The organism is Nostoc sp. CENA543, assembly GCF_002896875.1.
Classification (GTDB): Bacteria; Cyanobacteriota; Cyanobacteriia; order Cyanobacteriales; family Nostocaceae; genus Trichormus.
In genome coordinates this window covers 2,810,605-2,836,663 of sequence record NZ_CP023278.1, presented here as the reverse complement: position 1 = coordinate 2,836,663, position 26,059 = coordinate 2,810,605, and the positions used below count along the sequence as shown (strand labels likewise).

At 41.8% G+C, this 26,059-nt stretch carries 16 protein-coding genes and 1 pseudogene; 7 read left to right on the top strand and 10 right to left on the bottom strand.

The window, feature by feature from the left end; translation table 11 throughout:
• Positions 1-114 precede the first annotated feature (114 nt).
• Both CLI64_RS11755 and CLI64_RS11750 read right to left on the bottom strand, forming a co-directional pair.
• Positions 115-567 carry a YlqD family protein gene (locus tag CLI64_RS11755; RefSeq protein ID WP_103137400.1) on the bottom strand — a complete coding sequence of 151 codons (453 nt, stop codon included), beginning with the start codon at positions 565-567 and terminating at the stop codon, positions 115-117.
• Positions 568-609: 42 nt separating this feature from the next.
• Complete coding sequence (locus tag CLI64_RS11750; RefSeq protein ID WP_103137399.1) at positions 610-2,586, bottom strand: long-chain fatty acid--CoA ligase; 1,977 nt, start codon at positions 2,584-2,586, stop codon at positions 610-612.
• A gap of 136 nt (positions 2,587-2,722) precedes the next feature.
• On the opposite strand from CLI64_RS11750, the gene CLI64_RS30790 reads away from it, so the two are divergent.
• Both CLI64_RS30790 and CLI64_RS11740 read left to right on the top strand, forming a co-directional pair.
• A complete protein-coding gene (locus CLI64_RS30790) occupies positions 2,723-2,869 on the top strand; it encodes a hypothetical protein (protein WP_157943259.1) in 147 nt (48 codons plus the stop codon).
• A gap of 862 nt (positions 2,870-3,731) precedes the next feature.
• Positions 3,732-3,911, top strand: a complete 180-nt coding sequence (locus CLI64_RS11740) for a hypothetical protein (RefSeq protein ID WP_103137397.1) — start codon at positions 3,732-3,734, stop codon at positions 3,909-3,911.
• Positions 3,912-4,101: 190 nt separating this feature from the next.
• On the opposite strand, the gene recQ is transcribed toward CLI64_RS11740, so the two are convergent.
• The gene (recQ, locus tag CLI64_RS11735; RefSeq protein WP_103137396.1) at positions 4,102-6,255 is read right to left on the bottom strand and encodes a DNA helicase RecQ; all 2,154 of its coding nucleotides are present in this window, start codon (positions 6,253-6,255) and stop codon (positions 4,102-4,104) included.
• An 845-nt stretch (positions 6,256-7,100) separates the two neighbouring features.
• Between recQ and CLI64_RS11730 the strand changes: the two genes are divergently transcribed.
• A complete protein-coding gene (locus CLI64_RS11730) occupies positions 7,101-7,703 on the top strand; it encodes a peptidoglycan-binding protein (RefSeq protein ID WP_103137395.1) in 603 nt (200 codons plus the stop codon).
• A gap of 35 nt (positions 7,704-7,738) precedes the next feature.
• On the opposite strand, the gene CLI64_RS11725 is transcribed toward CLI64_RS11730, so the two are convergent.
• Positions 7,739-10,159, bottom strand: coding sequence for a sucrose synthase (locus CLI64_RS11725; RefSeq protein ID WP_103137394.1), 2,421 nt, complete (start codon positions 10,157-10,159; stop codon positions 7,739-7,741).
• A 432-nt stretch (positions 10,160-10,591) separates the two neighbouring features.
• Between CLI64_RS11725 and CLI64_RS11720 the strand changes: the two genes are divergently transcribed.
• Complete coding sequence (locus CLI64_RS11720; protein ID WP_103137393.1) at positions 10,592-11,458, top strand: TIGR02587 family membrane protein; 867 nt, start codon at positions 10,592-10,594, stop codon at positions 11,456-11,458.
• A pseudogene (locus tag CLI64_RS11715) lies at positions 11,455-11,854 on the top strand (TIGR02588 family protein). Before CLI64_RS11720 ends, CLI64_RS11715 begins: the two are co-directional and overlap by 4 nt.
• 87 nt (positions 11,855-11,941) lie before the next feature.
• On the opposite strand, the gene CLI64_RS11710 reads toward CLI64_RS11715, so the two are convergent.
• The 3 genes from CLI64_RS11710 to CLI64_RS11700 form a co-directional block, all read right to left on the bottom strand.
• Positions 11,942-12,181 (bottom strand): hypothetical protein, encoded by a 240-nt coding sequence (locus tag CLI64_RS11710; RefSeq protein ID WP_103137392.1) that lies wholly within the window; start codon positions 12,179-12,181, stop codon positions 11,942-11,944.
• A 52-nt stretch (positions 12,182-12,233) separates the two neighbouring features.
• Complete coding sequence (locus CLI64_RS11705; RefSeq protein ID WP_103140687.1) at positions 12,234-12,446, bottom strand: chlorophyll a/b-binding protein; 213 nt, start codon at positions 12,444-12,446, stop codon at positions 12,234-12,236.
• 406 nt (positions 12,447-12,852) lie between these two features.
• Positions 12,853-13,389 (bottom strand): hypothetical protein, encoded by a 537-nt coding sequence (locus tag CLI64_RS11700; protein WP_103137391.1) that lies wholly within the window; start codon positions 13,387-13,389, stop codon positions 12,853-12,855.
• A 258-nt stretch (positions 13,390-13,647) separates the two neighbouring features.
• On the opposite strand from CLI64_RS11700, the gene CLI64_RS11695 reads away from it, so the two are divergent.
• Positions 13,648-15,636: a S8 family serine peptidase gene (locus CLI64_RS11695; protein ID WP_103137390.1), complete on the top strand. Its 1,989-nt coding sequence runs from the start codon at positions 13,648-13,650 to the stop codon at positions 15,634-15,636.
• 102 nt (positions 15,637-15,738) lie between these two features.
• On the opposite strand, the gene CLI64_RS11690 is transcribed toward CLI64_RS11695, so the two are convergent.
• Positions 15,739-22,155 carry a phytase gene (locus tag CLI64_RS11690; RefSeq protein ID WP_225977568.1) on the bottom strand — a complete coding sequence of 2,139 codons (6,417 nt, stop codon included), beginning with the start codon at positions 22,153-22,155 and terminating at the stop codon, positions 15,739-15,741.
• Between the two features lie 477 nt (positions 22,156-22,632).
• On the opposite strand from CLI64_RS11690, the gene CLI64_RS11685 reads away from it, so the two are divergent.
• Positions 22,633-23,268, top strand: coding sequence for a Uma2 family endonuclease (locus CLI64_RS11685; protein ID WP_103137389.1), 636 nt, complete (start codon positions 22,633-22,635; stop codon positions 23,266-23,268).
• A 259-nt stretch (positions 23,269-23,527) separates the two neighbouring features.
• Here the strand turns inward: CLI64_RS11685 and CLI64_RS11680 are convergent, their stop codons facing one another.
• Both CLI64_RS11680 and CLI64_RS11675 read right to left on the bottom strand, forming a co-directional pair.
• Complete coding sequence (locus CLI64_RS11680; RefSeq protein WP_103137388.1) at positions 23,528-24,313, bottom strand: COP23 domain-containing protein; 786 nt, start codon at positions 24,311-24,313, stop codon at positions 23,528-23,530.
• A 128-nt stretch (positions 24,314-24,441) separates the two neighbouring features.
• A complete protein-coding gene (locus CLI64_RS11675) occupies positions 24,442-26,058 on the bottom strand; it encodes a M48 family metallopeptidase (protein WP_103140685.1) in 1,617 nt (538 codons plus the stop codon).
• Between the last annotated feature and the right edge of the window lies 1 nt (position 26,059).

Below are 26,059 nucleotides of genomic sequence, written 5' to 3'. Positions count from 1 at the left end.
CGTTTAGCCGGTGCTGAGTAATGAGTGTTTCGTAATCAATTCTTTAATTTTGAATTTTGAATTTTGAATTTTGAATTGATAAGTCCCCAATCCCCAGTCCCCAATCCCTTCTACCTAGACATCGCCGCGAATGTCTTCGACAACTCCATCACGCAACACAATTTCTACTTGGATTTTGCTGATTAAGTTATCGCCTCGTTCGACACGGAAAAAGCTTTCCATTTGACCTTGATTGACTTCTTGATCTAATTCCAGCAGTTGTACTTGCTGGAGGTTTTGCAGCATTTGGTTTTTCTGTTCTAAGAATTCGCTTTTCTTTTGATTAACTTGCAGTTGGATGTTATCGATTTGTTGCAGGGTTTGAGGCCCTGGTGGCTGGAGACTTTGTTTTTGAATAGCGGCGATCGCTCTTTGTCCTTCAATGTCTAACTGTTGCAATTGCTGATCAAGTTGATTGATTTGGGCTTGCAGTTGTTGCTGCATTTCCTCTTTCCAGAGGGGGGTAACAATCACTTTGATGTTAATGACGCGCTTGAGAAGCAAATGAGAATTGGAGACATCTGTCATAAAAGTTTCACGTTCACTCGATAGTTGGTAGGTGTGGAATTATTAGCCAAACATGGCGGCAATTATAGCTTGGTAGCGTTCCATGACAACGTGCCGCCTGATTTTTAGTGTTTGCGTCATTAAGCCGTTTTCGATGGAAAATGGCTCTTGAATCAGTCGAAATGGCCCTACACGGTCATCTGGACGATAACCTGGACGGTTCTGCACTTCCCGATTCAATTCTTGACGGAATAAATCCTGGATCATTTTACTCTCCAGGGTAATGGTTTCACCTGATGAAGAGGTTAAATTATTGTCGTCTGTGACTAAAGTGAGATTTTGCGCCTCCGCCCATTTTTCCAAGGCTTCCACATTGGGGACAATCAAAGCACCGATACAGCGTTGGTCTTGTCCCACTAGCATAATCTGGTCGATGTAGGGCGATCGCAAGCAAGCATCCTCGATGGGTTGCGGCTCAATATTCTCTCCGTTAGTCAAGACAATCGTATCTTTAGCCCTGCCTGTTAATACGAGGTCATTATATGGCGTTACCCAGCCCAAGTCACCGCTATCAAACCAACCGTCAGCGTCCAGAACTTTGGCTGTGGCTTCGGGATTTTGGTAATAACCTTGCATGATTTGTGGGCCTCGCAATAACACCAAACCTCGTTGGCCGTTGGGTAAAGGTCTGCGAGTTTCTGGGTCTACAATTTTCACTTCTGTACCGGCTATTGGTTGTCCGGATGAACCGCGTAAATTGTGCCAAGGACGACGCGCATTAGTTACAGGTGAGGTTTCTGTTAAACCGTAACCTTGTAAAATTTCTACACCCACAATCTCAAAAAATGTATCTATATGTCGGGGTAATGCGCCACCACCGCTAATGATGTGTTTGAAACGTCCCCCTGTAGCTTCCCGGACTTTGCCGTAAACTTGTTTTTCTCCAAGATTATGTATGGGAGACAAAACAGCTGCGACTATTTTGGCAAATAATTTCTGCACTGGTGAGGCGTGGAGATGATCTAAACTTAAGCCTGCGGCAATTCTCTTGGCTTTAATATATCTTTCACTTACGCCCAACAAAAAGTATATTAGGCGTTGTTTTTTGGCTGGTTGTTCGCGGAACTGCTTCTGCACGCCTTCATGAATGGATTCCCACAATCTGGGAACAGCAATCATGTAATGGGGTTTGAAGTCTTTTAAATCTTTTTTTACAGAACGTATATTTGTGTAAACTTGCGTACAACCTTGAGAAAGTAAGAAATACTCCCCACTCCGTTCATAGCTGTGCCAAGTCGGTAGAATACTCAAAACTATATCTTCTGGTTGGGGTTGTACGACTGTTCCCAAGGTTTTGACTTGGTGCAATAAGTTACCGTGAGATAACATGACACCCTTGGGTTTTCCTGTAGTGCCGGAGGTGTAAATTAAGGTAGCTAGGTCTTGTAGTGTTTGCTTAACTCTCACTAGGGTATGCTTACTGCCCAGTTCTAGTAATTGGTTATAGTTGAGGATTTTGATAGTTTCCTCAGCAGGTGGCGTTTCGTCAGAAAGCAGAATAATGAACTGGATGGGTAAGTTGTGAAGACGTTCGCGGAGTTTTTGGAGGGTTTTTAAATCTTCAACTACTAACGCTATGCTGCCGCTATTAGCCACGATAAATAATAATTCTTCCCGTTCGGCTTGGGAACTCCGCACTGCATCTACTCCGCCTGCGGTGATAATCCCTTGATCTGCAATAAACCAACGTGGACTATTATCTGCGACTAGAGAGACGCGATCGCCAGCTTGTACTCCCAAAGCTTGCAAACCAGCCCCAAATTGTTGAATTTTTTCAGCTAACTGCGCGTAGGTAATTTTTACCTCTGGTTTAACATGGGGATTGTGTAGTGCCACAATGTTACCAAATTGTTTGGCGGCCAACGGCCAGATTTCTGAGAGTGACTCGATACTGCTGTAATCTACCAAACGCTGTATTGATAAACTTTCTTGCTTAGTAATGTTAGCCAGGAAAGAAGACCCCGTTGTAGTGCTGACCATGTAAATATCACCTCAACTGTAAATAGGCTTTGTCTAAATTAGTTCTGCTATTACGCTACAATACCGCTTCTATTGATCTACATCACTCACTATGTAGTCAGTTTCGCAACTTCAACATTTGGATTGATATAAGTTTATGCTAAAGTTAATTTATATAAAGCAAAATCAATGGCTGTGCTTTATCTATGCTTTAGGGATTCAGGATACAGAAGTCAGAACTGCTGATCTCTCAGCATTTTGGTATGGTTGCTCAACTCATCAGGAAAATCATCTACCAGTATAGGCAATTAAATCTGACTCTAGAATTCTGACTGCTAAATCCAATTTTCCACTATCAATAGCGACCACCTAATAATTGTATGGGGGTGATTACCTATAGCGTTACTAGATGCTTTCTTGTTGACTCTCATCAATGTTATCGCCTGTTTAGGTTTACCTAAACTTTTATCATTGATTCTCTCTCCACCAAGAGACAAACAGCGTTACAAATTACTCAAGGATGTAAAATTGCATCAACCTAGTAGGGGGATTACCAGTTTTCCTTACTGCACAACTTATAAGTTGACTGGTAATCATTTTTGTAAGTTTAGCCCACATTTTTGTGCTAGATGTTCTCCGCATTGATGGATTGTTTCCGATTATATTTACTAACATCAATTCGCTGAACATTTTATTTCTAGAGCATTTTTCAAGTTCTACCTTGTAATTATTTCATGATGATAATCTTGTCAGGATTTTCATGAAGTAGTCACAAGGTATTTTTAATGCAATAGGGTTTAATACCAATTCACAATTCACAATTCGCAATTCGCAATGGGCTAACGCCCCGCTCCGCTAACGCAATGGACTTCTCTCCGAGACGCTAACGCGAACGTCCCGCTACGCTAACGCAATTGATAAATCCTGAATTGACAAGGATTTCTGGATTGGGATCTATATCAGAACTTTAGTGAATTGGTATCCGTCCTCATCTCAGGACTAAAGTCCTTACTACAAACTTTAATTTTGAAGTGTACTTCACAAAAATATATATAGAAGAAACTTATAGATATCAGAAGAAAATCAAAATATGTAATCAATGATGCAACTGGCAATTCACACTAAGATAAGAATTAGACAAAAAATTTGTAAAGAGGGGTAAATCTATGAGTTCAATTGATGGTGTCCTCTTGACTCTAGTAAATACAGTTGTGTGTCTGACGTTGCCAAAACTCCTGTCTGTAGTTTTAGCTACAAAAAGTCAGAAACCCAGTACATCAAAATCTGCCACAGAATTACAAGATGCTGGTTCTAGTATTCCCAGTTATGTAGATATAGCTTCTTAGAATAGCAGCCAGCGATGGCGTTCCGCCCAGCGTAGCTGATCGCACCTCAAAAGTTAACAATTGCAAATCACCAAAAAAAGCTACAAACAAACAATTTCTCTACGACAGTAGTTTTCAAGGATGCGATCGCTAAATTAATCCCCAGTCCCTAATCCCCAATCCCCAATACCCAATCCCCAATCCCTTTAAACTACTTGCGTTGTCGTCGCCATTTTTCCCGCACTAGGCGAATCTCATCAAAGGTATAACTATTGCCTAACTGTTCTTTAATTGGGGTTAAGGGAATATCACCCAGAACTTCTAAAACTTGCCAAATCTTTTGCTGATGTTCCAAAGGGACTAATTGATTTAAGTCTACAGGCTGATTTTTTTCGATGAGTTTTTCTAAATGACTAGCAATAGTAGCTGGGCTTAAATTGCGTTTTTGGGCGATTTGAGCAATATTTAAGCCTTGCTGGTGTAACTGTAATGTCTGTAATTCAGTCCCAGAAACTAAGCTGAGTGAGGGTGTATATTCAAGTGATTTAGTTGTCGAATTTTCTTCTTGAATATAGGCGCGAATTTCTGAGAGAAATTTTTCCCCATATTGGGCGAGTTTATGACTACCTACACCAGAAAGTTTACCGAATTCGGCTAAATTTTTCGGCTGTACCTGTGCCATTAATTTCAAAGTAGAATCGTGAAAGACTACATAAGGAGGTACAGACTGTTCATCGGCTAGTTGTTTACGCAGCGATCGTAATCTCTGTAATAATGCTTCTGCAATCTCAGCTTTGGGATTATCGGGGACTAACCGCACTTTTTGCGCCACAGGAACAGATAATAAAACTTGGCGTTGACGGCGCATTACTTCCCAACTTAACGCATTTAATTTCAGTACAGAATAACCATCGGTAGTTTGTTCTAATAAACCTTGATGTAAAAGCGATCTTCCCAAAATTCGCCATTCATCTGCGGTTCTATCTTTACCTATACCGTAGGTAGAAAGTTTATCATGTTCATATTGCATAATCTTCTCTTTTTTCGCCCCACGCAACACATCAATAATGTGTAACATCCCAAATCTTTCTTTACATCGCGCCACACAAGATAAAAACTTCATGGCTTCAATTGTCCAATCTTCTAAAGGTTTGGGATGGCGACAATTATCACAGTTAGCACAATTACCTGCAAAGCGTTCGCCAAAATAACCTAGTTGAATTGTCCGCCGACAATCTGTCCCTTCAGCATAGTCTATCATTTGCCGGAGTTGTTGCCTGGCAATCAATTGTTCCTGGGGTTCGGTTTTTTGTTCAATACTCCATTCAATGGTTTTAATATCAGCAAAACTAAAAAAGATTGTACATCGTGATGGTTCGCCGTCTCTTCCCGCCCTACCTGATTCTTGATAGTAACTCTCTAAATTTCGGGGAATATCAAAATGAACCACTAACCGCACATCAGGTTTATTAATTCCCATCCCAAAGGCGATAGTTGCCACCATCACCCGCACATCATCCCGAATAAATCGCGTTTGATTTTTACTCCGTTCATCATCAGGTAAACCGGCGTGATAAGGTAAGACGGAAACCTTATCATTTTGCAGTTTAAAAGTTAGTTCTTCAACCTTTTTACGCGTTAAACAATAAACAATAACTGAGCCTTCCGTATCCCGAATTAATTCTAATAATTCGGCGTAAGCTTGCTTACTTTTGGCGCGGACTTCGTAATATAAATTTTGCCGATTAAAACTAGCAAGATGAATACTCGGCTGTTTTAAGCCTAATTGTTGAATGATATCAGACCGGACGCGGTCTGTGGCGGTTGCTGTCAACGCCAGCATGGGAACATTGGCGTAACGCTTTCGCAGTAACTTTAACTGACGATATTCTGGCCGAAAATCATGTCCCCATTCCGAAACACAGTGCGCTTCATCAATTGCAAATATCGATATCCCAATTTTTTCATGAACTAAATCCAGAAAAGGGAGAAATCTTTCACTCAGCAGCTTTTCTGGGGCGACGTAGAGCAATTTTACCTTACCATTGACAATGGCTTCTTCCCGCGATCGCACTTGGTAGGGATTCAAACTACTATTGAGGAAGGTAGCTGAGATATTATTATTTCGCAGTGCTTCTACTTGGTCTTGCATCAGGGCAATTAACGGTGATACCACGACAGTCAGTCCTGTTTTCATCAGTGCAGGTAACTGAAAGCACAAAGATTTTCCCCCACCCGTAGGCATCACTATCAATAAATCCCGATTTTGCAGCGCGTCTTGGATAATTTGCCGTTGTCCTGGACGAAAGTTATCATAACCGAAGTGATATTTTAACGCTTGTTCGAGATTGGGATACTGAAGCATAGCGATCGCTTGTCTAACTGCGTTCTTTGTGGGTATTGATACTGATATCATCAAAGCACAAGTTATATGCTAACTCCTCTGTGCCTAGAACGCGAAGGATTTCTACGCTGTTTTTCCAGAGATTACGATTTGCGATCGCTTTTGTACATCAGACTACAGCCCCCAATTGCCAATGTTAGATTAAAGTTACCATCAACACAGTTATCAAAGTGTTGATGACACATTGTCATCAAAATGGGGTCGATGCGTATGTCTGAACATACCCACAAAATCACCACTACTGACCACAGTATAGGCAATATTTTGATTATTACCTTATTAGCGTTCTGTGGTTTGACGATGATTTTTCTACTAGGACTGTTTTAAAAATTTGGCTGTGAGTTCAATCAAAATGCTTGGAAGCAGAGTTTAACCTATCTGCTTCCATTATTATTATTAGGATTTATCCAGCGAGCCACATTATTATATTATACTCCAATTAAAAAAATATACATATATATATACTGCTTAAGGTGGAATAATTTCCTTGATATATAGAGTTTATTATTCTTGATCAAGTTGACTATATAGAAAATTTTCCATTGAGGTAATTTCACAGCTAATTCAATGGCTAAATTTGTGATTTGGATGATAAAAAAATCACTAATCACAATTTAAATACTGCTACATCTAAAATTTGGAACATCCAAAACTGATGGGATGAAAATGTTTCATGCTTTATTGATGATTTATTGATTTTTGGCAATTGCTCAAAATTTAACTCCTGAAATTTCAGTAATCACTATTCCGGAATAGATGATTTTTTTCTGTCAAAGGAATTATGGGTGATAGTGATATCAAATAACATGAATGATATTGTCCTGCTGATGACGGGTGTATTAGCAATCCAGCAACCATCTCCGTCGATTGTACCCAAGCAGCCTGTAATTCAGCTTGACAATGGCGTGAAAAAAGCTACATCTATTGAGTCAGATCAGTTAGTGTCATCTGCAAAAACCACGCCGCCTGAATTTGTGCCGCTAAGTAACAGTTCCGCAAGTATTAAATTAGCTTTCAACACCGAAAATTCACACACGCCAAGTAGACAAACACCTGTAAAAAAGGATATTTACAGTGTAGATGAATTTCAAAATTTTCAGGCTGTGCGGCTGAAATCGCCACGTCAACCCATGCTAATTGCACAACAAACGCAAAGTAAAATTTTGATTGCTAGACGCACTTCTAGGTCTGTTCGTAATGTACCAAATTTACGTTTTGGTAACTCCGGTAGTGCTGTTAGAGTCTTACAAAGATTATTGGTGGCGAATGGCTATCGTGTTCCAATTGATGGGGTATATGGAGCATTTACAGAAAGTGCAGTTAAAGCCTTTCAAGTGCGGCGAAATCTGCAAGCGGATGGCGTAGTGGGGCCAAGAACTTGGTATTCATTAACTGCATATTCCAGATAATTAGTAATGGGTATAACCCATTACTAAATTAATAATTATCGATATTGATGCTGTGCTAAAAGTTGTTGCGCTCTGGGTTTGTAAATTAAATAGAATAAAGCCTCTAGGTAGCGCAACAAATCCTCCCGTTTTTCTTTGGATGTGAAGTTCCAGAAACCATAAATTCTGGCTAAAGATAATAGCTTGGTGGTGTGAATCTTCCAAGTGTAGGTGCTGTATACTCTGTCAATGGCTTTTTGAGAAACTACATTCCAATATTGGGGATTCTCTTGACATTTCATGACGAATTCGAGAATTTTCTCGGCTGTTTCTTCTACATGGGTGGGGTTAATGTAAAAACCATTGGCTTGATTTTGAATGATTTCTAATGGCCCCCCAAATTGAGTCGCAAAAGTTGGTAGTCCAGAAATCATTGCTTCTAGAATTGTTAAACCAAAAGCTTCAAATAATGCTGGTTGGACGAAGATTCCTTGATGATCTGCAATGACGCGATACACTTCTCCAGAGTCAGTTTTTGAGAGGCGCACCCCTAGCCAGCGAATTTTGCCGTGCAGATTATATTCGTCAATAATATGATAAAGTTTGACGATTTCGTCCCGTTCTTCATTGTCGTCTGATTCTTCTACCCGCAACTTACCAGCAATTAAAATTAAGTTGCAATGTGCTTGTAATTCTTTGCTACGTCCAAAACATTCGGCTAAACCAGTCAGGTTTTTAATGCGGTCGAGACGCGCCATTGAGAAAATCGGACGCTTGTGGGGGTCATCGAGTTTGCCGAAGATTTGGCTAGGGTCTTCTAAAGTAAATAGCATTTCGGCGAGGCGATCGCGATCGCTTTCTACCCTATCTTCGTGGCGTGTATAGGGAAAATAGGCGTTTTCGTTCACCCCTGGGGGTACGACATTAAACTTGGGACTAAATAATTCAATCCCGTTCACCACATGATATAACTCAGGCATGGTGAAACATTTGTAAGATTCGTACTGTCCGATGCTATCTGCTGTCCCGACGATTTCTTGATAGGTACTGCTGATGATGAAGTTAGCTGCGTTCATTGCAATTAAATCAGCCGTAAATTGCAAAGAGAAATGATATTTATCTTCCAAATCTTGCCAATACAAGTTACTAAACAAGTATTTGGATTTTTCTAAAGCATGGGCGATATTACATTGGGTGACTTTCATCCGTCGCGCTAACAAAAACGCTACTAAATTCCCGTCGGTATAGTTACCCACAATTAAATCTGGTGTCCCGTGGAATTCTGCTAGTAGTTCCCGTTCCGCGTCAATGGCGAAGGTTTCTAGATAAGGCCAAAACTCAAATCGGGAAATCCAGTTTTGTGTCATGTTGGGGTTAAATTCCCGCAAAGGGACACGCAAAATCCAGGCGTTTTCTGTTCCGTGGACTTTTTCGAGACGTTGGTTACAAAGCGTCCCATCGCTGTTGGGAATCAGACGCGTCAGAATGATGACTCTGGGTTGGACATTTAACCCCTCTAAACCGGCGAGGATAGCATCTTCTTGTAGTTGCTTTTCTAAATTCTTGGCTTGGTCGAGAACATACACCACCTGACCACCAGTGTCAGGACGACCTAAAACCCCTTCTTGTCCAAACCAACCATGTGCCGATACTAAGACGATTCTAAAAATCATCGGGACACGAGAAATGAAAGCCTCTAGGGTGTGGGGGTCTGGTGAGTCGATTAATTCATCGAGAATATTTAGGGTGTCTCGTACACGGGAAGCTGTGTTACCCCAACCTGGTTCAAAACCCATAGTTTGCAATTCCAGACGGAAGCGTTCATAGGGTTCATCGTTGGGTCGGTCATTGACAAAGTTGATGGCTTTTTTAACTTGCTGTGAGAGTTGTTGTTGTGATTGAATGCGATCGTTGATTAATAGTTGGACACCGTTGTAGTGATGTAGGCGGAGGAAGTTAAATAGACTTTCTAGCCATTGTCTTGCATCTTGAAATAGTTTGCTGGAGAGGTAGCGGTTGAGGAACTGTACACCCTTACCGATATTTTTCGGGTCGCGAATGACTGGAGTGTAGTCGTAAAAAGGGCCAAAGTCTAACTCTAGCAGATCACCATCTTGGGGATGAAACTTATTGACGAAGCGATCGCGCAAATCTAATAAATCCTGTGCCGTCATCGCTTCTACATCTAAGTCTGCTGTGAGTCGATACACTTCTTGACTCGCAATTTTGGCACGAATAATAAAACACAAATTTGAATCTTCTTGAATAATCTCTTGGGTGTAGTAAATTAATTTACCCAAATGAGAAGAAGTATAAAACGTCTCTGGTTTATCAAATTTAGTGCAGTATTCTTTATACTCATTCAAGATGTCATTACGCAGTAAATAATTCTGTTCCTTTTGGCGTAATTGGCTCACAAAGCAACGTAAATCACTTTTTTCTTCACTATCCAGTATTGCCTGAATCAATTCTGACATAGTAACCTCTAAATGATAATTTTGCTTTCTAGGGTAGCGTAAGCTGCCAACCTAGATTTTAGACACGTAAAAACTTAAATAAACACAGATAAATTGCTTTATCTGTGTTGTTATATGTGTATTTAATCGTGCCGTTATTTACGTAGAATAAATAAAAACAAGTGGTTTTAAGTCTGACTAAAGACAGAAAATAGCTAATTTTCATAAAATTTTCGGTTTTTAATTACTTGCATATGTCATTACTATGACAATGATGTGTCATCAATTTTACTTTCTTAGTCTGTGGTCATTCAGTTGTGTATTTAACGGGCTAATAGATAACTGTCTTTAGATAGATTACCTGTCTCATAATTTAATTACCCCAGAGAGATGAATAAAAAATAAAAATATCAGAGTTTAATCATCATGAGTTAGGCAAAGGAAATAGTAAGATTGGCACTCAAGCGTCAGCAGAATATTTTTAAAAGTGAGCTAAATGATATTGTTCGGGGTGCTTGTGGAGGTTTTTTATTTGGCATCCCCTTGTTATATACTATGGAAGTTTGGTGGGTAGGATCGCTCGTCAAAGCTCAACTAATGATGAGTGCGATCGCTTTAATGTTTGTTGTGGTGTTTCTACTCAATAAAACAGAAGGATTTCGTAAACTTCAACGTCGTCAACGACCTTATGAAGTCATCACAGATACAATAGAAGCAATAGCTATTGGCATCATTTGTTCTGCTTTGATGTTGATATTATTACGAGAAATCACAATTGCAACTTCCCTAAAAGAAGCGATTGGTAAAATCATTTTTGAAAGTGTTCCTTTTACTTTCGGTGTCGCACTAGCTAACCAATTTCTAGGCGAAAGTAATAATAATCAAGAATCCAGTCACAACAATCACCAGAAACCGAGTAATTTGAACGCCACTTTTGCAGATTTAGGTGCTACTCTAATTGGTGCAACCGTCATTGCATTTAATATTGCTCCTACAGATGAAGTGCCTATGATTGTAGCTGCGGTTTCAGCACCGTGGCTTTTGGCAATTATTGCAGCATCTTTGGTAATTTCTTATGCAATTGTTTTCCAAGCAGGTTTTTCTGATCAGCAAAAGCGGAAACAGCAAAAAGGTATTTTTCAAAGACCATTAAGTGAAACAGTGATTTCTTATTTAGTTTCGTTAATAGCCAGTGCTTTTATGCTGTGGTTTTTTCATAAATTAAGCTTCTCCAATCCTTGGAGTATGTGGTTAGAAAATACTTTAATTTTAGGACTACCTGCAACTATTGGCGGTGCAGCAGGTAGGTTAGCCATATGAGTCGATCAGAATCAAAAGCAGAACGCACTCCAGCCGAGTGGATAACTTTGAGCATCTCCTTATTTATCCTGGCAATTATTATTAGTCTAGTAGGATATATTTGGATTAACGAAAAAAAATCAACCACCAATTATTTCTGTCAATAAAAAGCAAACTATTAGAAAAGTCAACGGTCAATTTTATGTTCCCTTTGAAGTTGTCAACTCTGGTGGAGAAACGGCTGAATCAGTACAGATTATCGCCACTTTAAAAGTTAGCAGCCAGGTAGAAGAAACAGGAGAACAACAAATTGATTTTTTATCTGGAGGAGAAAGGGAAGAAGGCGCGTTTGTATTTAGCCACAATCCACAAAGCGGCGAATTGAATATACGCGTTGCTAGCTATAAGTTACCGTAGCAATGCTAGAAAATATATATTTTTGACAATAATGACTAAAAGAAGTCTTAGTCAAGATAACTAAGACTTCTAATAAGTTGCTTAAATTTATCCCAAATTGCTAAAGACACTTGCCCAAATAGTTCCTGCTACGCCTACAGCAATTAAAAGGTTAGTGAAAAATCTACCTAATTCTGGTTGTTCTCCCAATCCTTTATCATCCTGACCTGCACTGAAAAATAATGACCAAGCTTCGTTAGCATTGATAGTTTTAAATTCGTTAAATTCAGGACGAAAAACAACAGGGCCGATTAAATCTTTTTTGGGAAAATCAAAATCAGTTCTCATAAATTTCTTTCCTTATTATTAGTGGACAAAATTCTTAGTGAGTCAAAATTGTCTACAGGTTTGTTAACCATCCAATCAAGCCTTGTCCTGTGATCACTTCTACAGCGATGAGTGCGACAAAGCCAAGCATTGCTAAACGTCCATTGAGTTTTTCTGCATACTCAGTAAAACCTACCCTTGGGGTTTGATCTACATACACTTTCGGTTCAATTGCAAAGTTATTGAGTTGGCCAAGTTCGTTCATAGTAAAGCCTTTGTTCATGATGTTTTTGTTTCCCTTGCTTGTTATGTAACTAAATATAACATTATGTAAATATTTTTTGCAAATACTTGACAAAATAATTTTGTAGTAGAAACCGTAATTGAAAAGTTCGGTATACCATCCTATACCCCTAGAACCCTAAAACCCTATTTCCGACTCTGATACTGCGTAATACAAATTCACAATTCAAAATTAAGAAAGTTATATATTACAGGGGGTTTGGAAGTAACATTTGTTGGATTTACAGTCAGGCGATCGCTATCAGTCATACCATTTCACGAAAAACCTGATACAGATGTAAACTCTAAAATCCTTGCTGCATCTAAGTTTTTTAATTGCGTAAAGCCTGCGGCATAGCTGCGCTTAGGCGTAGCGGGACGTTAGTCCATTGCGAATTGCTATGAGTTTCTTAACGTTGTCTTCTTTCCATTAATAATTGAGGTTCGACATTTTCTATATTTGATATTGCTTTTAATTGAGTAATTCCTTGTAAGGCATCGCTGATTTTACCTGATTTAGCACTTAACCAAGCTGCATGAGGCGCGTAAGCTAAAATTTGAGCAATTTCATAACCTGCTTGCTGAATAGCTGCTTGTTGTGACTCAACGACAATATTTTCTGGAAAGCGAATAAAGACTAAACCTGTGGGGACAGCTAGTAAACCCCCTGGTAAGGTATAAACGGGGCTGATTGTATCTGTAATTGTCGGTGGTGGTTCACCTGCAAAGACAGCAATTTTACCTTCATTCAACAATAAAATTGCGGTGGAATTGGCTGTATTTGGTTGTTTGTAGTGTATAGCATAATATCCAGGCTGTTGGCTAAATAAACTCACCGCATCTTTGCCAACAGAAATTTGTTGGGGATATTCACTAAAGTAGTCTGATGAAAATCTCACTTCAGCAATTAGGGGTAGAGAATAAGCCTGGAGAAAAAATTCGATCATCTTGCTTCAATTCTACTAACAGGGAACAGGGAACAGGGAATAGGGACTGTCTGTATAGACGGCAGAAAGTGGGCTAAAGTTACTTTTTACTTACATTTTGTAACTTTTTGGGCAGATATTCTGGAAAAATCGGGGGCTAGTTTGTATTTAGTGGTTAATACTAAATGCTTTCTAAGCTGCGGCTTGCGGGTGATGCTTTCCAGATATGCACACGCTAGCCAGAGGCTTAGATTTAACTAAATCTCAGGAGATTAATTTATGGTTCAGGTTCGCTATGGCGGACAGAATGGTGAACAGTATGAACTGGTCATTAGTGAGGATCATATTGTAGTTCGTACTCAAAACCGCAGTGTGCTTGTAGGCGATCGCCCGTTTGAAGTAGCATCTGTATCACCGGAAGCCCGTAGTATCCTCAATCAGTTTGACTTGGTAACGCGATTTCGGCAAGCAGGTGTAGAAGTTTTGCAATTAAAAGCACCAAATCAAGACGGTGCTTTACGTGATCAAGCCAAGGAAATTTTAAATCAAGAACCAGAAATCCAATTTGCCGGACGGGTATTGATTGACCCGCAGTCGCGACAACCAGTAATCTACACGGAAAACCTCTTTGTCAAGTTTGATGATGAAGAAGAAGCTAGCACCTGTGAGGCAGTTTTAGGACGTTATAATTTGACGATTAAACGTCAACTAGAATATGCCCGTAATGCTTATTTCGTGAGTGCGCCAGCTAATACGGGTTTAGCGATATTTGACCTCGCTGAAACACTACTCAATGAAGAAACAGTAGAACTTTGTCATCCTGAATTAGTCAGAGAATTTCGTCAACGTCAAGCTTTCCCGCAGCAATGGCATCTCAAGGAAACCACCATTAATGCTAAGAATATTAATGCTCATGCCTATGTAGAAGCTGCTTGGAAATTAAGTGAAGGTGCAGGTACAACTATCGCCATTATTGATGATGGTGTAGATATTGACCATGAGGAATTTCGTTCCTCCGGTAAGATTGTCGCCCCCAGGGATGTAACACGCAAAAACAATAACCCCAGACCAGGTAACTCAGACAATCATGGGACAGCCTGTGCAGGGGTAGCCTGTGGGGATGGGAACTTCGGCGCGTCGGGTGTAGCACCAAAAGCCAAATTAATGCCAATTCGTTTTGTATCAGCCTTGGGTTCCGTAGATGAAGCTGAGGCTTTCGTCTGGGCGGCGCAAAATGGTGCAGATGTGATTTCCTGTAGTTGGGGGCCACCGGATGGGATTTGGTGGGAACCCACCGACCCCGGCCACCTGCAAAAAGTCCCTCTCCCAGACTCTACACGGTTAGCAATGGAATACGCCTTCACAAAAGGGCGTAATGGCAAAGGCTGTGTAATTTTATTTGCGGCGGGAAATGGCAATGAGAGTGTTGATAACGACGGTTACGCCAGCTATCCCAAAGTAATTGCGGTGGCTGCTTGTAATGACTTTAACAGAAGAAGTGCTTACAGTGACTTTGGTAAAGCCGTCTGGTGCGCTTTCCCCAGCAATAACGGCTACAGTTCCCAAACTCCCGGCATTTGGACAACAGATCGCACCGGACGATTTGGTTACAATAATGGCACTGTTAGCCAGGGCGACCAAGCAGGCAACTATACCAATAGTTTTGGTGGTACTTCTAGTGCTTGTCCTGGGGTAGCTGGAGTAGCGGCTTTAATTCTTTCCCGTAACCCGAATTTACGCTGGGATGAAGTCAAAGATATCATTAAACGCTCTTGCGATCGCATTGATGAAAGTGGCGGTAATTATGATGCTGACGGACGCAGCCCTTTTTACGGTTACGGTCGCGTCAATGCCCTCAAAGCCGTAGAATTAGCTTCCCCGCCCCAAATCGACCCAGTGGGCATTTTCACAGCAGTGCAGGATGTCCCCATTCAAGATTTGCAGACATCTACACTTAGTTTAGCGATCGCTAACACCAACCCCATTAAATCTATCAAAGTAACGGTAGACATTGAGCATACCTACATAGGAGATTTAATTGTTACCCTCATTCCCCCCACAGAAACGGGAGTATCACCAGTAATTCTGCATAATCGCCTCGGTGGTGCGGCAGATAACATCAAAACAACCTATGACGAAATCAACGTCCCCGAACTAGCAGGATTCAAAGGCAAAATTCCCCAAGGTAACTGGACTTTAGAAGTAGCAGACAAAGCCCAAGCCGACACCGGCAAAATTCGCAGTTTGACCATTGAAATTGGGTTTTGAGAAAAGCATAGAAGAGGAATTGGGGCAGGGTGCAGGGTGCAGGGGGGAGAAGAATTTCCCCATTTCTCCCTGCACCCTGCCCCCCTGCCTTCTCCCTAGTCCCTAAAACACAAAGTTATCAGGATTAGCCATCGCTGCTGGGGTGACGTTTTCCAATACTAGGAATGGACTGAGAACGCCACGGCCGGGAAGTCCGCCGTTATCAACTTGCACGAAGGTGGTGTTAGGAGTGCTACCTTGGACTAAGCGTACATAACCATCTGCGATCGCATTAGTTCCCTGATAACCACCACGGATGATGCTATCTAGTAATTGTGTCAGCACAATCTTGTCTTTACCTACCTCAAAATCGGTGATGGTATGACCCATTTCTCGCAGGCTGGTGTAAACTAATTCGTCGTAACCTCCGCCTGTAGTGATGGTTTTGCGACCAATACCACCGACAATTCGGTCATTGGCATCAGTGCCAATGATGGGGTCACGTTTACCATTACCGTTGATGTTATTGAAATCGTTATCAAGGATGTTGATGGTGGCAGAGGCGTTAGCACCTAAATCATAATTACTGCCATCAGTGACATTAAGAATTAGGGTTTCCGTCACTTCTGCTAACGCATCATCAACAGGGGTAATGGCAATATCAACGTAGGTTTGTCCGGCGGCGATGGTGGCTTTCCCTGTGAGGTTGTTGTAATCACTACCATTGGTAGCAGTACCTTCTACAGTGTATTCCACTGTCAGCGATTTGCTGGTATTTCCTACACGCGAGATGCGGAAAACTCCTGGTGTCGAATTACCTTCAGTAATGTTTGGTGTGGTAGTAGTGAGACTAATTATTGGGGTAGGAATATTGAGGGGTTGGTCTAGTTCCAGAATGATGAATTCGTTATTGTCAATCCCTGGAGGACGACCGATAGAGAAAGGATAGTTATTATCGTTAGCCAGGAGTATGGTTTTTTCATCCAGCACTACTACAGACTCGATGGTTTGGAAGGGGAAGGTAAATTTGGTGTTACCATCGCCGTTTAAATCATTGGGGTCGGCGATATTGAGTAAGTCACCAATTTCTTCCTTGCTGACAAAACCATTTGCGTCTTTCTTCGAGAAGTCAACTTTAAATAACTTCTTAAATTGTGCCGTCGCACCTTGACCATTATCACGTTCAATGACTAGAAACTCATTCTCGTTGATAACAGTAATATCCCCAATGGCGTGACTGGGATTTTCTAAGTAGTAGTAGCCGACTAAACCTTGATACTGCTTAGATGCAACGTCAAATTCATAAATTCGTAGGGAATTAGCAGGATCACCAGTCACCGTCCCTTCCAACATAGGGTATAGGGTTTGCTGATCTAAGCTGATAGCCATCCCTTCAAAGCCACGGGAGCGAGACAGGTTAGGATTAGATGGTTCGGTGAGGAAATCGGGGTGATCAGGCGATCGCACAAAATCACCCGCCAACAAATCACGGACGCGATCGCCTGTACCTGGAAAGTCTGTGAAGTAGCCATCAACACCTAGCTGAATGAAATCTCTGTACTCAGCTTCGGGGTTGTTGTTGTAGTCTGCTGCTAAGTAACGGCCTTCATTACGGAAGGTGTAAGCATGGACAAATAAGCCAGCTGCGTGTGCCTCTTGAATTAAAGTTGTGGGTGGAGTCAGGGTTTTATCTGCGTCGTTAACTAAACCATCCCCATTAACATCATCAGCTTGACCATCACCATTAGCATCAACACCTTGCACTGATCTAATCATCCGCTTCCAAGGGCCAATCCCATCGGCGTAGGTAGCAATTTCCGCTAAACCTGCGGCTGACCGTAAATCTCCATAGGTGCGAGTATCACCACTAACTACAAAATCGTAGGGGCGAACCTCTTGCAATGAACCATCTAAATTAACATCAAATGCGTCTAGTAACTGCACTAAAGGTATATCAACCTTAGCCGCAGGCATAATGACATTATTCAAAGCTTTGAGATTGGCTGTCTCGAAAGACTGAATAAAGATGCGGGATGGGTCAGTAAAATCATTAGCTACGAGAGTATCAATTAAATTCTGGCTGATATCGTAGCCTTGCTGTAAAAAGTAAGTCGGGTGTTTGGTTTCGGGATAGATGCCGATTTTTTTACCTGTATCGGCTTCTACCTGTCTTACCAAAGCGATGATTTCAGCCAGTGTGGGAATTTCATACAAATCATTAAAGCTTTGGTCACGGAAACTCGGTTGAATTCTGGCGCGTAGAGTCTTAATTTCCGCGAGGGTGAAGTCTTCTGCAAAGAAACCTTCTTCCGCCACCCCATCAACAACTTTTGTTTTGCGGCGGTCTGCAAACTGTGGTAAGTCTGCAACATTGGTAGTGTTAATTAAATTCGGTTCGTGACGGGCGATTAATACGCCGTCTTTGGTGGTCACTATGTCGGGTTCGATGAAATCCGCACCGCGTTCAATCGCTAACTTGTAGGATTCCAGGGTATGTTCTGGGAGTTCACCGCTTGCGCCTCGGTGTCCAATTACTAACGGTGCTTCGCCAGTCAGAGTCTTGAGATTGGTAATGTTGGGTGTGGGGATGGGTGCATCTAATAATTTACCTGTAGCATCGACGTGTAACAGATAGGGGCCGAATTCGTCGCCTATCCAAAGTGTGCCATCTTCCGCAATTACAAAGGATTCAATATCGAAATCTGCACCCGTGAGGAGACGATCGCTAGTATTTTCGTTGACAATCTGGAAGGGTATTTTCTGATCTGGGTCAGATAGTTGAATGAAACTTAAGACATTGACGGATTTGTCACCGTTTTCTGTACCCTGGAAACTGGGGTCTAAGCGATAAATCCGCAGCAGGTAATCTGCACTATTGGCTTTACTACCAAAACCATTGTCGGATAAGAACCAGTAGGAATTATCATCAGCTACTTGGACTGCGCTAAAGCCTTGGATGGGTTGGCTAGCAAATGGGATCGGTCTACCGTTGGTAGTACCCGTGATGAAATTACCAGATGGTGGGCCTGCTGCAAAGCTGTCAGCAGGAAGAACGGCGAAACCTTTGAGTGTTAATTTGGGTGGAATCATCGCTTGGGGATTACGCGGATTGTAACTGTCGGTGTCAATAATTAAGGGGTTGGTAAAGGCTTGGGCGATATTTTCCCAAGGAACAAATTTAAAATTGGTGTTGACGTTTTCCAGTTCGCCATCATCTTCTACCAGTCTGGCGGGGTCGTTGGAACCGTCTTGAGTGACGAATAAACCATAGGGAAAATTTGGCCCCAGTGGGACGTTGACCACATCTGCACCGTCAGATTCCTGTACGCTGTCAATTGAGCCATTATTTCCGACAGCGAACCTACCTAAATATTCGTTATCACCGCCACGGTTGTAGACTGCAAAGGTATTGTCACCTTGACTAGATACCAGCAAGTAACCTTGACCATTCTGTCCATAGTAAATAGTCAAGCCTTCCACATCGTCGGTGAGGTAAGAACCGCCCAAATCTTTGATTTTATCGATGAGTTTACCGGTATTGCGCCCGTTGGGTTCAGCGTCAAATTTCCAAATTCCCACATTTTCTTGACCGATGTAGAGATAACCCATTTCTTGGTCAGCAACCATTCCCTCGGTTTGGGGGTCAATTCCTGACTCGGTGGGGATGGTGAACTCCCGCACCCTTTCCGCGCCAATTTTACCGTTACCTTGGTCGATGAGTTTAAATTGGGCAACATCCCCAGTTTGGCGGCGATTGACAAAGACGTAATAATCATTAGTGATGGGGCTACGATACATAGCCACACCGTAAGCACTGCGGGAAGATGTTGAGTAAGGTGGTGCAAAAGGCGCGCCTTGGAAGAGAGTCCCGATACTGCTATCGGTGATGTCTTCCAGATATTGACCGGGGGTGGTGGGGTTGGCGTTAATTTTAAAGATTACCAGCTTGTCGTTATTGCGATCGCTCGCCACGGCGATATCAATAGATTCGCCACCCAAGTTAAACCCATACTGCAAATCTATGTTGTTGTAGCGGATATCCCCAGGGTTATAGGTTTGCAGGAGATTTCCTGACAAGTCATAAACCCGCAAACCTGCATTTTTCGCTACTGTCAAGACAATGCTGGCTGAGGGGTCGCTAGCGTTAACGTAAATTGCTGGGTCATCAGCATCCGCGTTCTGGTCAACTTCGGGGATACTAGCATCGTCATCATCAAATAAGTCGGGGCGAGTTTCTACCGTCGGGGTAACGGTGGGAATCACCTCTGCACTTAAGGTAAGGATTTGGGTAAATTGGGCTGTACTGAAGTTGTTATCACTCACCAAGACAATTGATTGACGACCATCAGCTAATTTGGGGCCGAAAGTAATCCCTTCAATGTTATCTGTACCTGTCGGTAAATCGAGGTCGTTTAAATTCAATACTAAACGCTTGCTAGCGGGTCTGAGGGCTGTTAATTCTGCTTCAGTGAGACTAGCTAAAAAGTCAATAGTGCTGATATCTGTCGCCCCTTGCAAAGATACCTCATAGATTTTGATGGTATTACCCACACCTTGAGCAAAGGAACGTTCTACAGCCAAAAGAGTACCGCGATTATCAATTGCTAATAAATCTACTAAACCGTTATCTGCTGCACCTGTGGAGGGGTTAGGAACATCTGCGATCGCATCGGTAATATAGAGATATTCTTTTTCTGGCTGACCACTGACTAAGTTATATTGCAGAATCCGAGAACGACTACCACCAGTTAAAGAAGCCCTCGCACCATCTTGAAATAGGGCGTTTTCGGTGGCTGTATATAAGGTTTTTTGGTCAGGGGAAATAGTCAAACTTTCAAAAGCTAGGTTATTTCTTATCCCTGATGTCTGCGTATCACCTGCATTGACAATCCCATCATTGTTAGTATCTTGGACGACTGGTAAAAACTTCACAGGTACAGATAATGAGCGTAATTCCTGACCTGTAGTTAAGCTAAACTCTTTAATCCAAGGGTTACTCACACGACCAGCATTAGGATTTGCTTCCCCTTCAGAGGAGATAAATACTGTCCCATTTTTAGTTAAAGCGATTCCTTCAGGGTCAAGACTGAGGGCGGGAAAAGTATTACCATTAATATCTTTAAGGGTGGTGACATTGGTAAACTTCACCTCGCCATCGTTAGTAAACGTATAAAAACGGGCTGGGGCGATTTGCGAGCGATCGTCTGAAATTGCATAATAAACATTATTGACCGCATCGTAAGTAACACCAGATAAACCCCCTACCTGAGTTGGTACACCATTAACTGTTCCTGCTGCACCTGCTGGAATAAAACCTGTAGGAAAGGTTGCTTGTTCTACAAATTCCGCTTCAGGAATAGTATTACCTGCTGGTGTCGCGCCTACTTCTACATCTACATACACCAAACGATGGTCGGAACTAGGGAAAGGGAAAGTTCCTACAGGTGCAAATGTTGGGTCGCTATTCACAGGCCAAAACACCCCTGAGTTGCTAATCTGCAAATCTGTAGAGGGTAGAACATAATCTGCACGCAAGTTACCAGGAGTAGTATCAGCAAAATCAGCCGTGTCAAAATACGGATTCCCTTGGTGATTGGCGTTTGCACCACCTTGTAAAGCCCCTTGCTGGGGTGCGCCGAGACTAGTAGGAATGAAATTAGTATTGATATTGGGGTTTTGCAACAGTTGGAGAACGGCGTTATCGTAGCTGTCCCCATCGTAAGGGTCAGCATTTTGATCACCCATAATTACAAAACTTGAACCAGCCGTTAAACCGCCTATATTCCCCGCATCATCGTAGATATAATCACCTTGATCTGGAGTTATATAATCTGCCCAAAAGCGAATTTCGTCATGGTTGCGTTTGCCGTTGCGGTCTTCTGTAGTATCAAAAACTGGGGGTGTAGGATGACTGACTAAAACATGAATTGTTTCACCATTCACCTGAATCGGTACATCCCAATGACTCTTAGAAGAAAGACGCAGTATATTAATTTCTTCTGGTGAATAAAAGCCGTTGAGATTTTCGTTTACCGCAGTATTAGGATTATCTACCGTCGGGTCATTAGTTAACAGATTTCCTGGCATATCCTTCCACAAGAAATTTTGGAAGGTGCGGATATTGGCAGTGTCTATAGGATATTTTGATAACAACAGCATCCCAAACTGTCCGGGGAAATTGCCAAAGCCAAAAGCATCATTTCCACCACCAACTGAGCCATCATTATCTAAGTCAAATCCTGAAGCGATTCCTGTATTGGAAGGTGCAATATAAACATAGGGATACTCAACTGGGGTTGCACCATTTTGACTGACACTTAAATAATTTTGTTGGAATAATTGGACTGGCTCTAAAGGATTTGCTGCAACATAGTCGAATTCATTAATTAACAGGACATCAGGGTTATTGCGCTGAATAATTTCCGCCACAGCCTTGGCTTGGGTGTTGTCAGGAGTAGATAAATCACTGACTAGCTGACCTTCAGCATTACGGTTGAGAGACGCGTTAAATTGAGAAAAGCGAATTGTTGAGTTAGTCATAATAGCAATTAAAATTTGCAAATTTAGGAAGATTTACGACAGCGTTTAATTTTTCATCTAGGGCTTGATTTGACAGAATTCGTGATGAGTAGATGAACGTGAGATATCTGCATTAATTCATGGGATAGCGAAGAATTTGGGCTACTAACGACAGCACAAATACCACCTCTAACATCCGAAGTGAAGAGGGTTGGAAGTGTAAGTGTCATGCTTTTAGGTAATTAAAGGTGTATGTTTACATAAAAGGCGATCGCTCAACCCTCACAGAAAATTAAGGCAATTGCCAGACAACCAGCTATTGACCTTAATTCAGTATTTATTCGGATTGCTAAATTTCAACCTATCCCAGCTAGATTAAGAAATTGCTAGCAAATGGTTAAAGTTATTCATTCGTAAATAGTTCCGACGCATTCATTATTTTCTCCAGACTTTAGCCACTATCATGAAGGGAAGCGACTGTCAAAGGAAGTATCAGTCATGTTTGCTCTCGTTTCCCCAGAAAAAACTCAATTACCTCCTGGTTCTGTGGTGCGCTTACCTGCGACTTGGGAAGAGTATCAGCGTTTGTGTGAACAACGGGGAGATGGTTCAATTCCGCGCCTCAAATATCGCAATGGAGAAGTATTGCTGATGTCGCCATTACCAATACATGGCCGAGATGCTAATCTACTGGCTGATATTGTTAAAACCCTTTTAGACCACAATGGGCGAGAATATGATGCGTTTACCCCCGTCACTATGAGCTTACCCCAAGAAAGCGGAATTGAGCCAGATTATTGCTTTTATATTGACAATTGGGAAGCGGTATCTGGTAAAAAACGCATTGACTGGGGAGAAGATCCTCCACCCGATTTAGTGATTGAAATTGATGTCACCAGTTATTCTGATATACAGGATTATCTTCCTTTTAAAGTGCCTGAAGTTTGGTTTTTCAAAAAACAACAATTATTGATTTATCAATTACAAGGTGCAGAATATCAATTGCAAACTTACAGCCGCTATTTTCCCGATTTTGATTTAGCAAGTTTGATTGCTCGTTGTGTGCAGATAGCTTATGAACGTAACACCAGCGCAGCTATCCGCGATTTGAAACGACATTTAGGCAAAAATTAAAAAGTCATGAAACAATGCTTTGATTGCATTGTTTCATGACTATTGTGGTCTGATGTGAACAGTATTTACCTATCAATAGACTTCTTGCATAAATACTTTGGTGTTGCTAAAAATACTATTTAAAAGCTCACGCAAAGGCGCAAAGACGCAAAGAAGAACGCAGAAAGATAACTCTGGAATTTATGTATTCGGAGTGTTCAATTATTCGTGCAAGAGGTCTAATAATTGCTTTTTTTTTGACTTTTACCCTGTTTCATCCTTACCGGAATTTATTGGGATTTAAGCGAACGCCTGTTTGAGATGAACGACGAATGGCTACACCGTTTCTTAAGTTTGTACCTGTTCCGCCGTCTTTTACATCAAGGTAAGGTTTGAGATTAATTCCACTTCTTAAGGAAGTGACTTGATTTCCGCTACCTAGTAAGGTACGACCTATATTATATAGTTCGTCTCCGCCACGATTAGTATAGGTGTTGACTGCTGTGGTTTGTTGACCGCTATCAGCAGACGTGAGGTTTTGGAAAATACTATTACGAACTGTGTAGGGGTCTTTGTTGCGAGGTACGGTTAGCACAATTCGACATCTAGAATTGGCTTCGGTGGTGACGCAAACGATATTTTCGTTATTTTCCCGACTAATCTGGAGTTCTTGCAGTCCATCTGGGCGGTATGATTCTAGGCGGGTAGCAATAGTTTGACAACGTGCTTGGGGATTCCAACCACCGCCTAAAGTACCAGGCGCAGCCCAAGGGAAGTATTGTCCGGGTTGACTTTCTGGCTGGTACATGACGGTGTATTGACCGTTATATTGTTGACAGAAAAATCTTGCGCCACCGACAGCATTAGGTGTATTGGTGGCGTTGGTGTCTGTGGGATAAGGTGTAGTTGTAGTAGGGGTAGTTGTGGGTGTGGATGAACCTGAAGGTACAGTTGGTACGGTTACATCACTAGATGTATCATACTGAGCTAATGCCACACCGTTACCTAACAACAAAGACAAACCCAAACCACCCAAACAGGCTAAATTCCAGCTTTTTGACAACATAAAATGCTCCTCCAGTGGACACAGAATGGGGAATTAAATCAGTTATCAGTGATCACTGGGTTTTAAGTCCCCATTACAAAACGTAATTGCGAATTGCGAATTGCGAATTGCGAATTGGTTTAATATTTTCATTGACGCAAAATTTTGTCTTTTGATTCATCAGTTGGTTGCTTTTTTTCTGCTTGTTCTTTTCTCTCTTTGAGCAGTTTCTTCACCCTAGCTTTAATTTCTGTGTGACGTTCTACGCCTTCAAAAGCATAACGGTTGTAACTATTACGAGTAATCATTTTTTCTAGATAATCGACTCGTTCGTTTCCGCCTGGGTGGGAGGATAACCAAGTAGGAATGCTAAATTTCTTTTGTTTATCTAATGTCACCATTAAGTTACGCAAGCCATCAGCCGCATAACCGCTAGCAACTATTAAGCGTGTACCGAGAATATCGGCTTGTCGTTCCATTTCGCGGCTGTAAGTTAATGCAAATAGTTGTCCGATGGTGCCGCCAAAAGGTAAATATTGGGTAACGTTGGAAATGAGATTACCTTGGGTAACTAGTTGAAAGCCGTGGGATAAAACTACGTGAGATAGTTCGTGTCCGATTAATCCGGCTAATTCGGCTTCGGAGTTAGTTTTAGCGATCGCACCTGCGTTAATAAATATTTTCCCCCCAGGAAGAGCAAAGGCGTTGAGGTCTTCTTCAGGAATGACGAAAAACTCATATTTAAATTCTTTTCTACCTGCGATTTTGGCTAATTTCTGCCCAATATCATTGACATAAGCCAAGGTCGGCTCATCTATGACTAAAGGTAGTTGTTTTTTCGCTTGTTTTGCCACCGATTCCCCGATAGAACCTTCTCCCTGTAACAGCAAAATCGTCGAATCCAGGGCGGAAAATGGCCCCAATAAACTACCCGTAACGGCGTAACCTAATGCCCCAGTAATCACATTACTAATCACATTACCTCGAATTTCTGAGCGAATATGCGATTTGTAACGTTTGAGATTGGTTTCCGCTAGTTCGTTAAATTCCGACGCTTGGGGATTTTGGGGGTAAAGAATGGCAAATTGACGGGCGGCGATGGATGCTTCCATCCATTTCTTGGCGTTGGCTAAGGCTGTCACCCTCGCTTTAATTAATTCTGGTTGGTCAGGGTACAGCGAAGAACCCCGTTCTAAAACATCTAATGCTTCTTTAGTGCGATCGTATTGAGTTAAAACCTCAGCGTAGCGGATATGACCAGGAATAAATTCGGGATTCTGCTCAACTAATAATTGCAGAGGTACTAGAGCTTTGGTTTGCAGCTTTTTAGCGATACCGTCTTGTGCTTCGCGCCAGTATACCCTACCTGCGGGTGAAAGTAGGGAGGGGTCAGTGATGGCTGGTTTGAGTTCTGGAGCAGCTTCACTTGTTTTGTTAAACGGTGCTTTGGCTTCGCGGTAAAGCTTTTGCGCTTCGGCAACTTTACCTGCTAAATATAGCTTGTCGGCTTCTTGGAGTTTGAGCAACCGAGCGATTTCTGCTGGGTCAGGTGGGGGAGTATCTGGAGATTGACGCGATCGCCTGAGTGTATCCCGAAGTGTTTCGTCTGATGATGTCTCTGAGTTGGCTGGGGTGCTATTTTCAGTATTTGGCGTTTGGGCGGGGGCTGGTGCTATTGGTTGTGTCAAAATAATCAGAATTGACGTACCAATTGACAGCAATATCCAACTCAAAGTTAGTAACAGAGATTTTCTGCTTCTGCTGATG

Bases quoted from the DNA above. Each gene is read 5' to 3' on its own strand.
- CLI64_RS11685 (WP_103137389.1), top strand. From the start codon at position 22,633: ATGTTTGCTCTCGTTTCCCCAGAAAAAACTCAATTACCTCCTGGTTCT.
- CLI64_RS11680 (WP_103137388.1), bottom strand. From the start codon at position 24,313: ATGTTGTCAAAAAGCTGGAATTTAGCCTGTTTGGGTGGTTTGGGTTTG.
- CLI64_RS11730 (WP_103137395.1), top strand. From the start codon at position 7,101: ATGAATGATATTGTCCTGCTGATGACGGGTGTATTAGCAATCCAGCAA.
- CLI64_RS11725 (WP_103137394.1), bottom strand. From the start codon at position 10,159: ATGTCAGAATTGATTCAGGCAATACTGGATAGTGAAGAAAAAAGTGAT.
- CLI64_RS11750 (WP_103137399.1), bottom strand. From the start codon at position 2,586: ATGGTCAGCACTACAACGGGGTCTTCTTTCCTGGCTAACATTACTAAG.
- CLI64_RS11695 (WP_103137390.1), top strand. From the start codon at position 13,648: ATGGTTCAGGTTCGCTATGGCGGACAGAATGGTGAACAGTATGAACTG.
- CLI64_RS11700 (WP_103137391.1), bottom strand. From the start codon at position 13,389: ATGATCGAATTTTTTCTCCAGGCTTATTCTCTACCCCTAATTGCTGAA.
- recQ (WP_103137396.1), bottom strand. From the start codon at position 6,255: ATGCTTCAGTATCCCAATCTCGAACAAGCGTTAAAATATCACTTCGGT.
- CLI64_RS11690 (WP_225977568.1), bottom strand. From the start codon at position 22,155: ATGACTAACTCAACAATTCGCTTTTCTCAATTTAACGCGTCTCTCAAC.
- CLI64_RS11740 (WP_103137397.1), top strand. From the start codon at position 3,732: ATGAGTTCAATTGATGGTGTCCTCTTGACTCTAGTAAATACAGTTGTG.
- CLI64_RS11755 (WP_103137400.1), bottom strand. From the start codon at position 567: ATGACAGATGTCTCCAATTCTCATTTGCTTCTCAAGCGCGTCATTAAC.
- CLI64_RS11710 (WP_103137392.1), bottom strand. From the start codon at position 12,181: ATGAGAACTGATTTTGATTTTCCCAAAAAAGATTTAATCGGCCCTGTT.
- CLI64_RS30790 (WP_157943259.1), top strand. From the start codon at position 2,723: ATGCTAAAGTTAATTTATATAAAGCAAAATCAATGGCTGTGCTTTATC.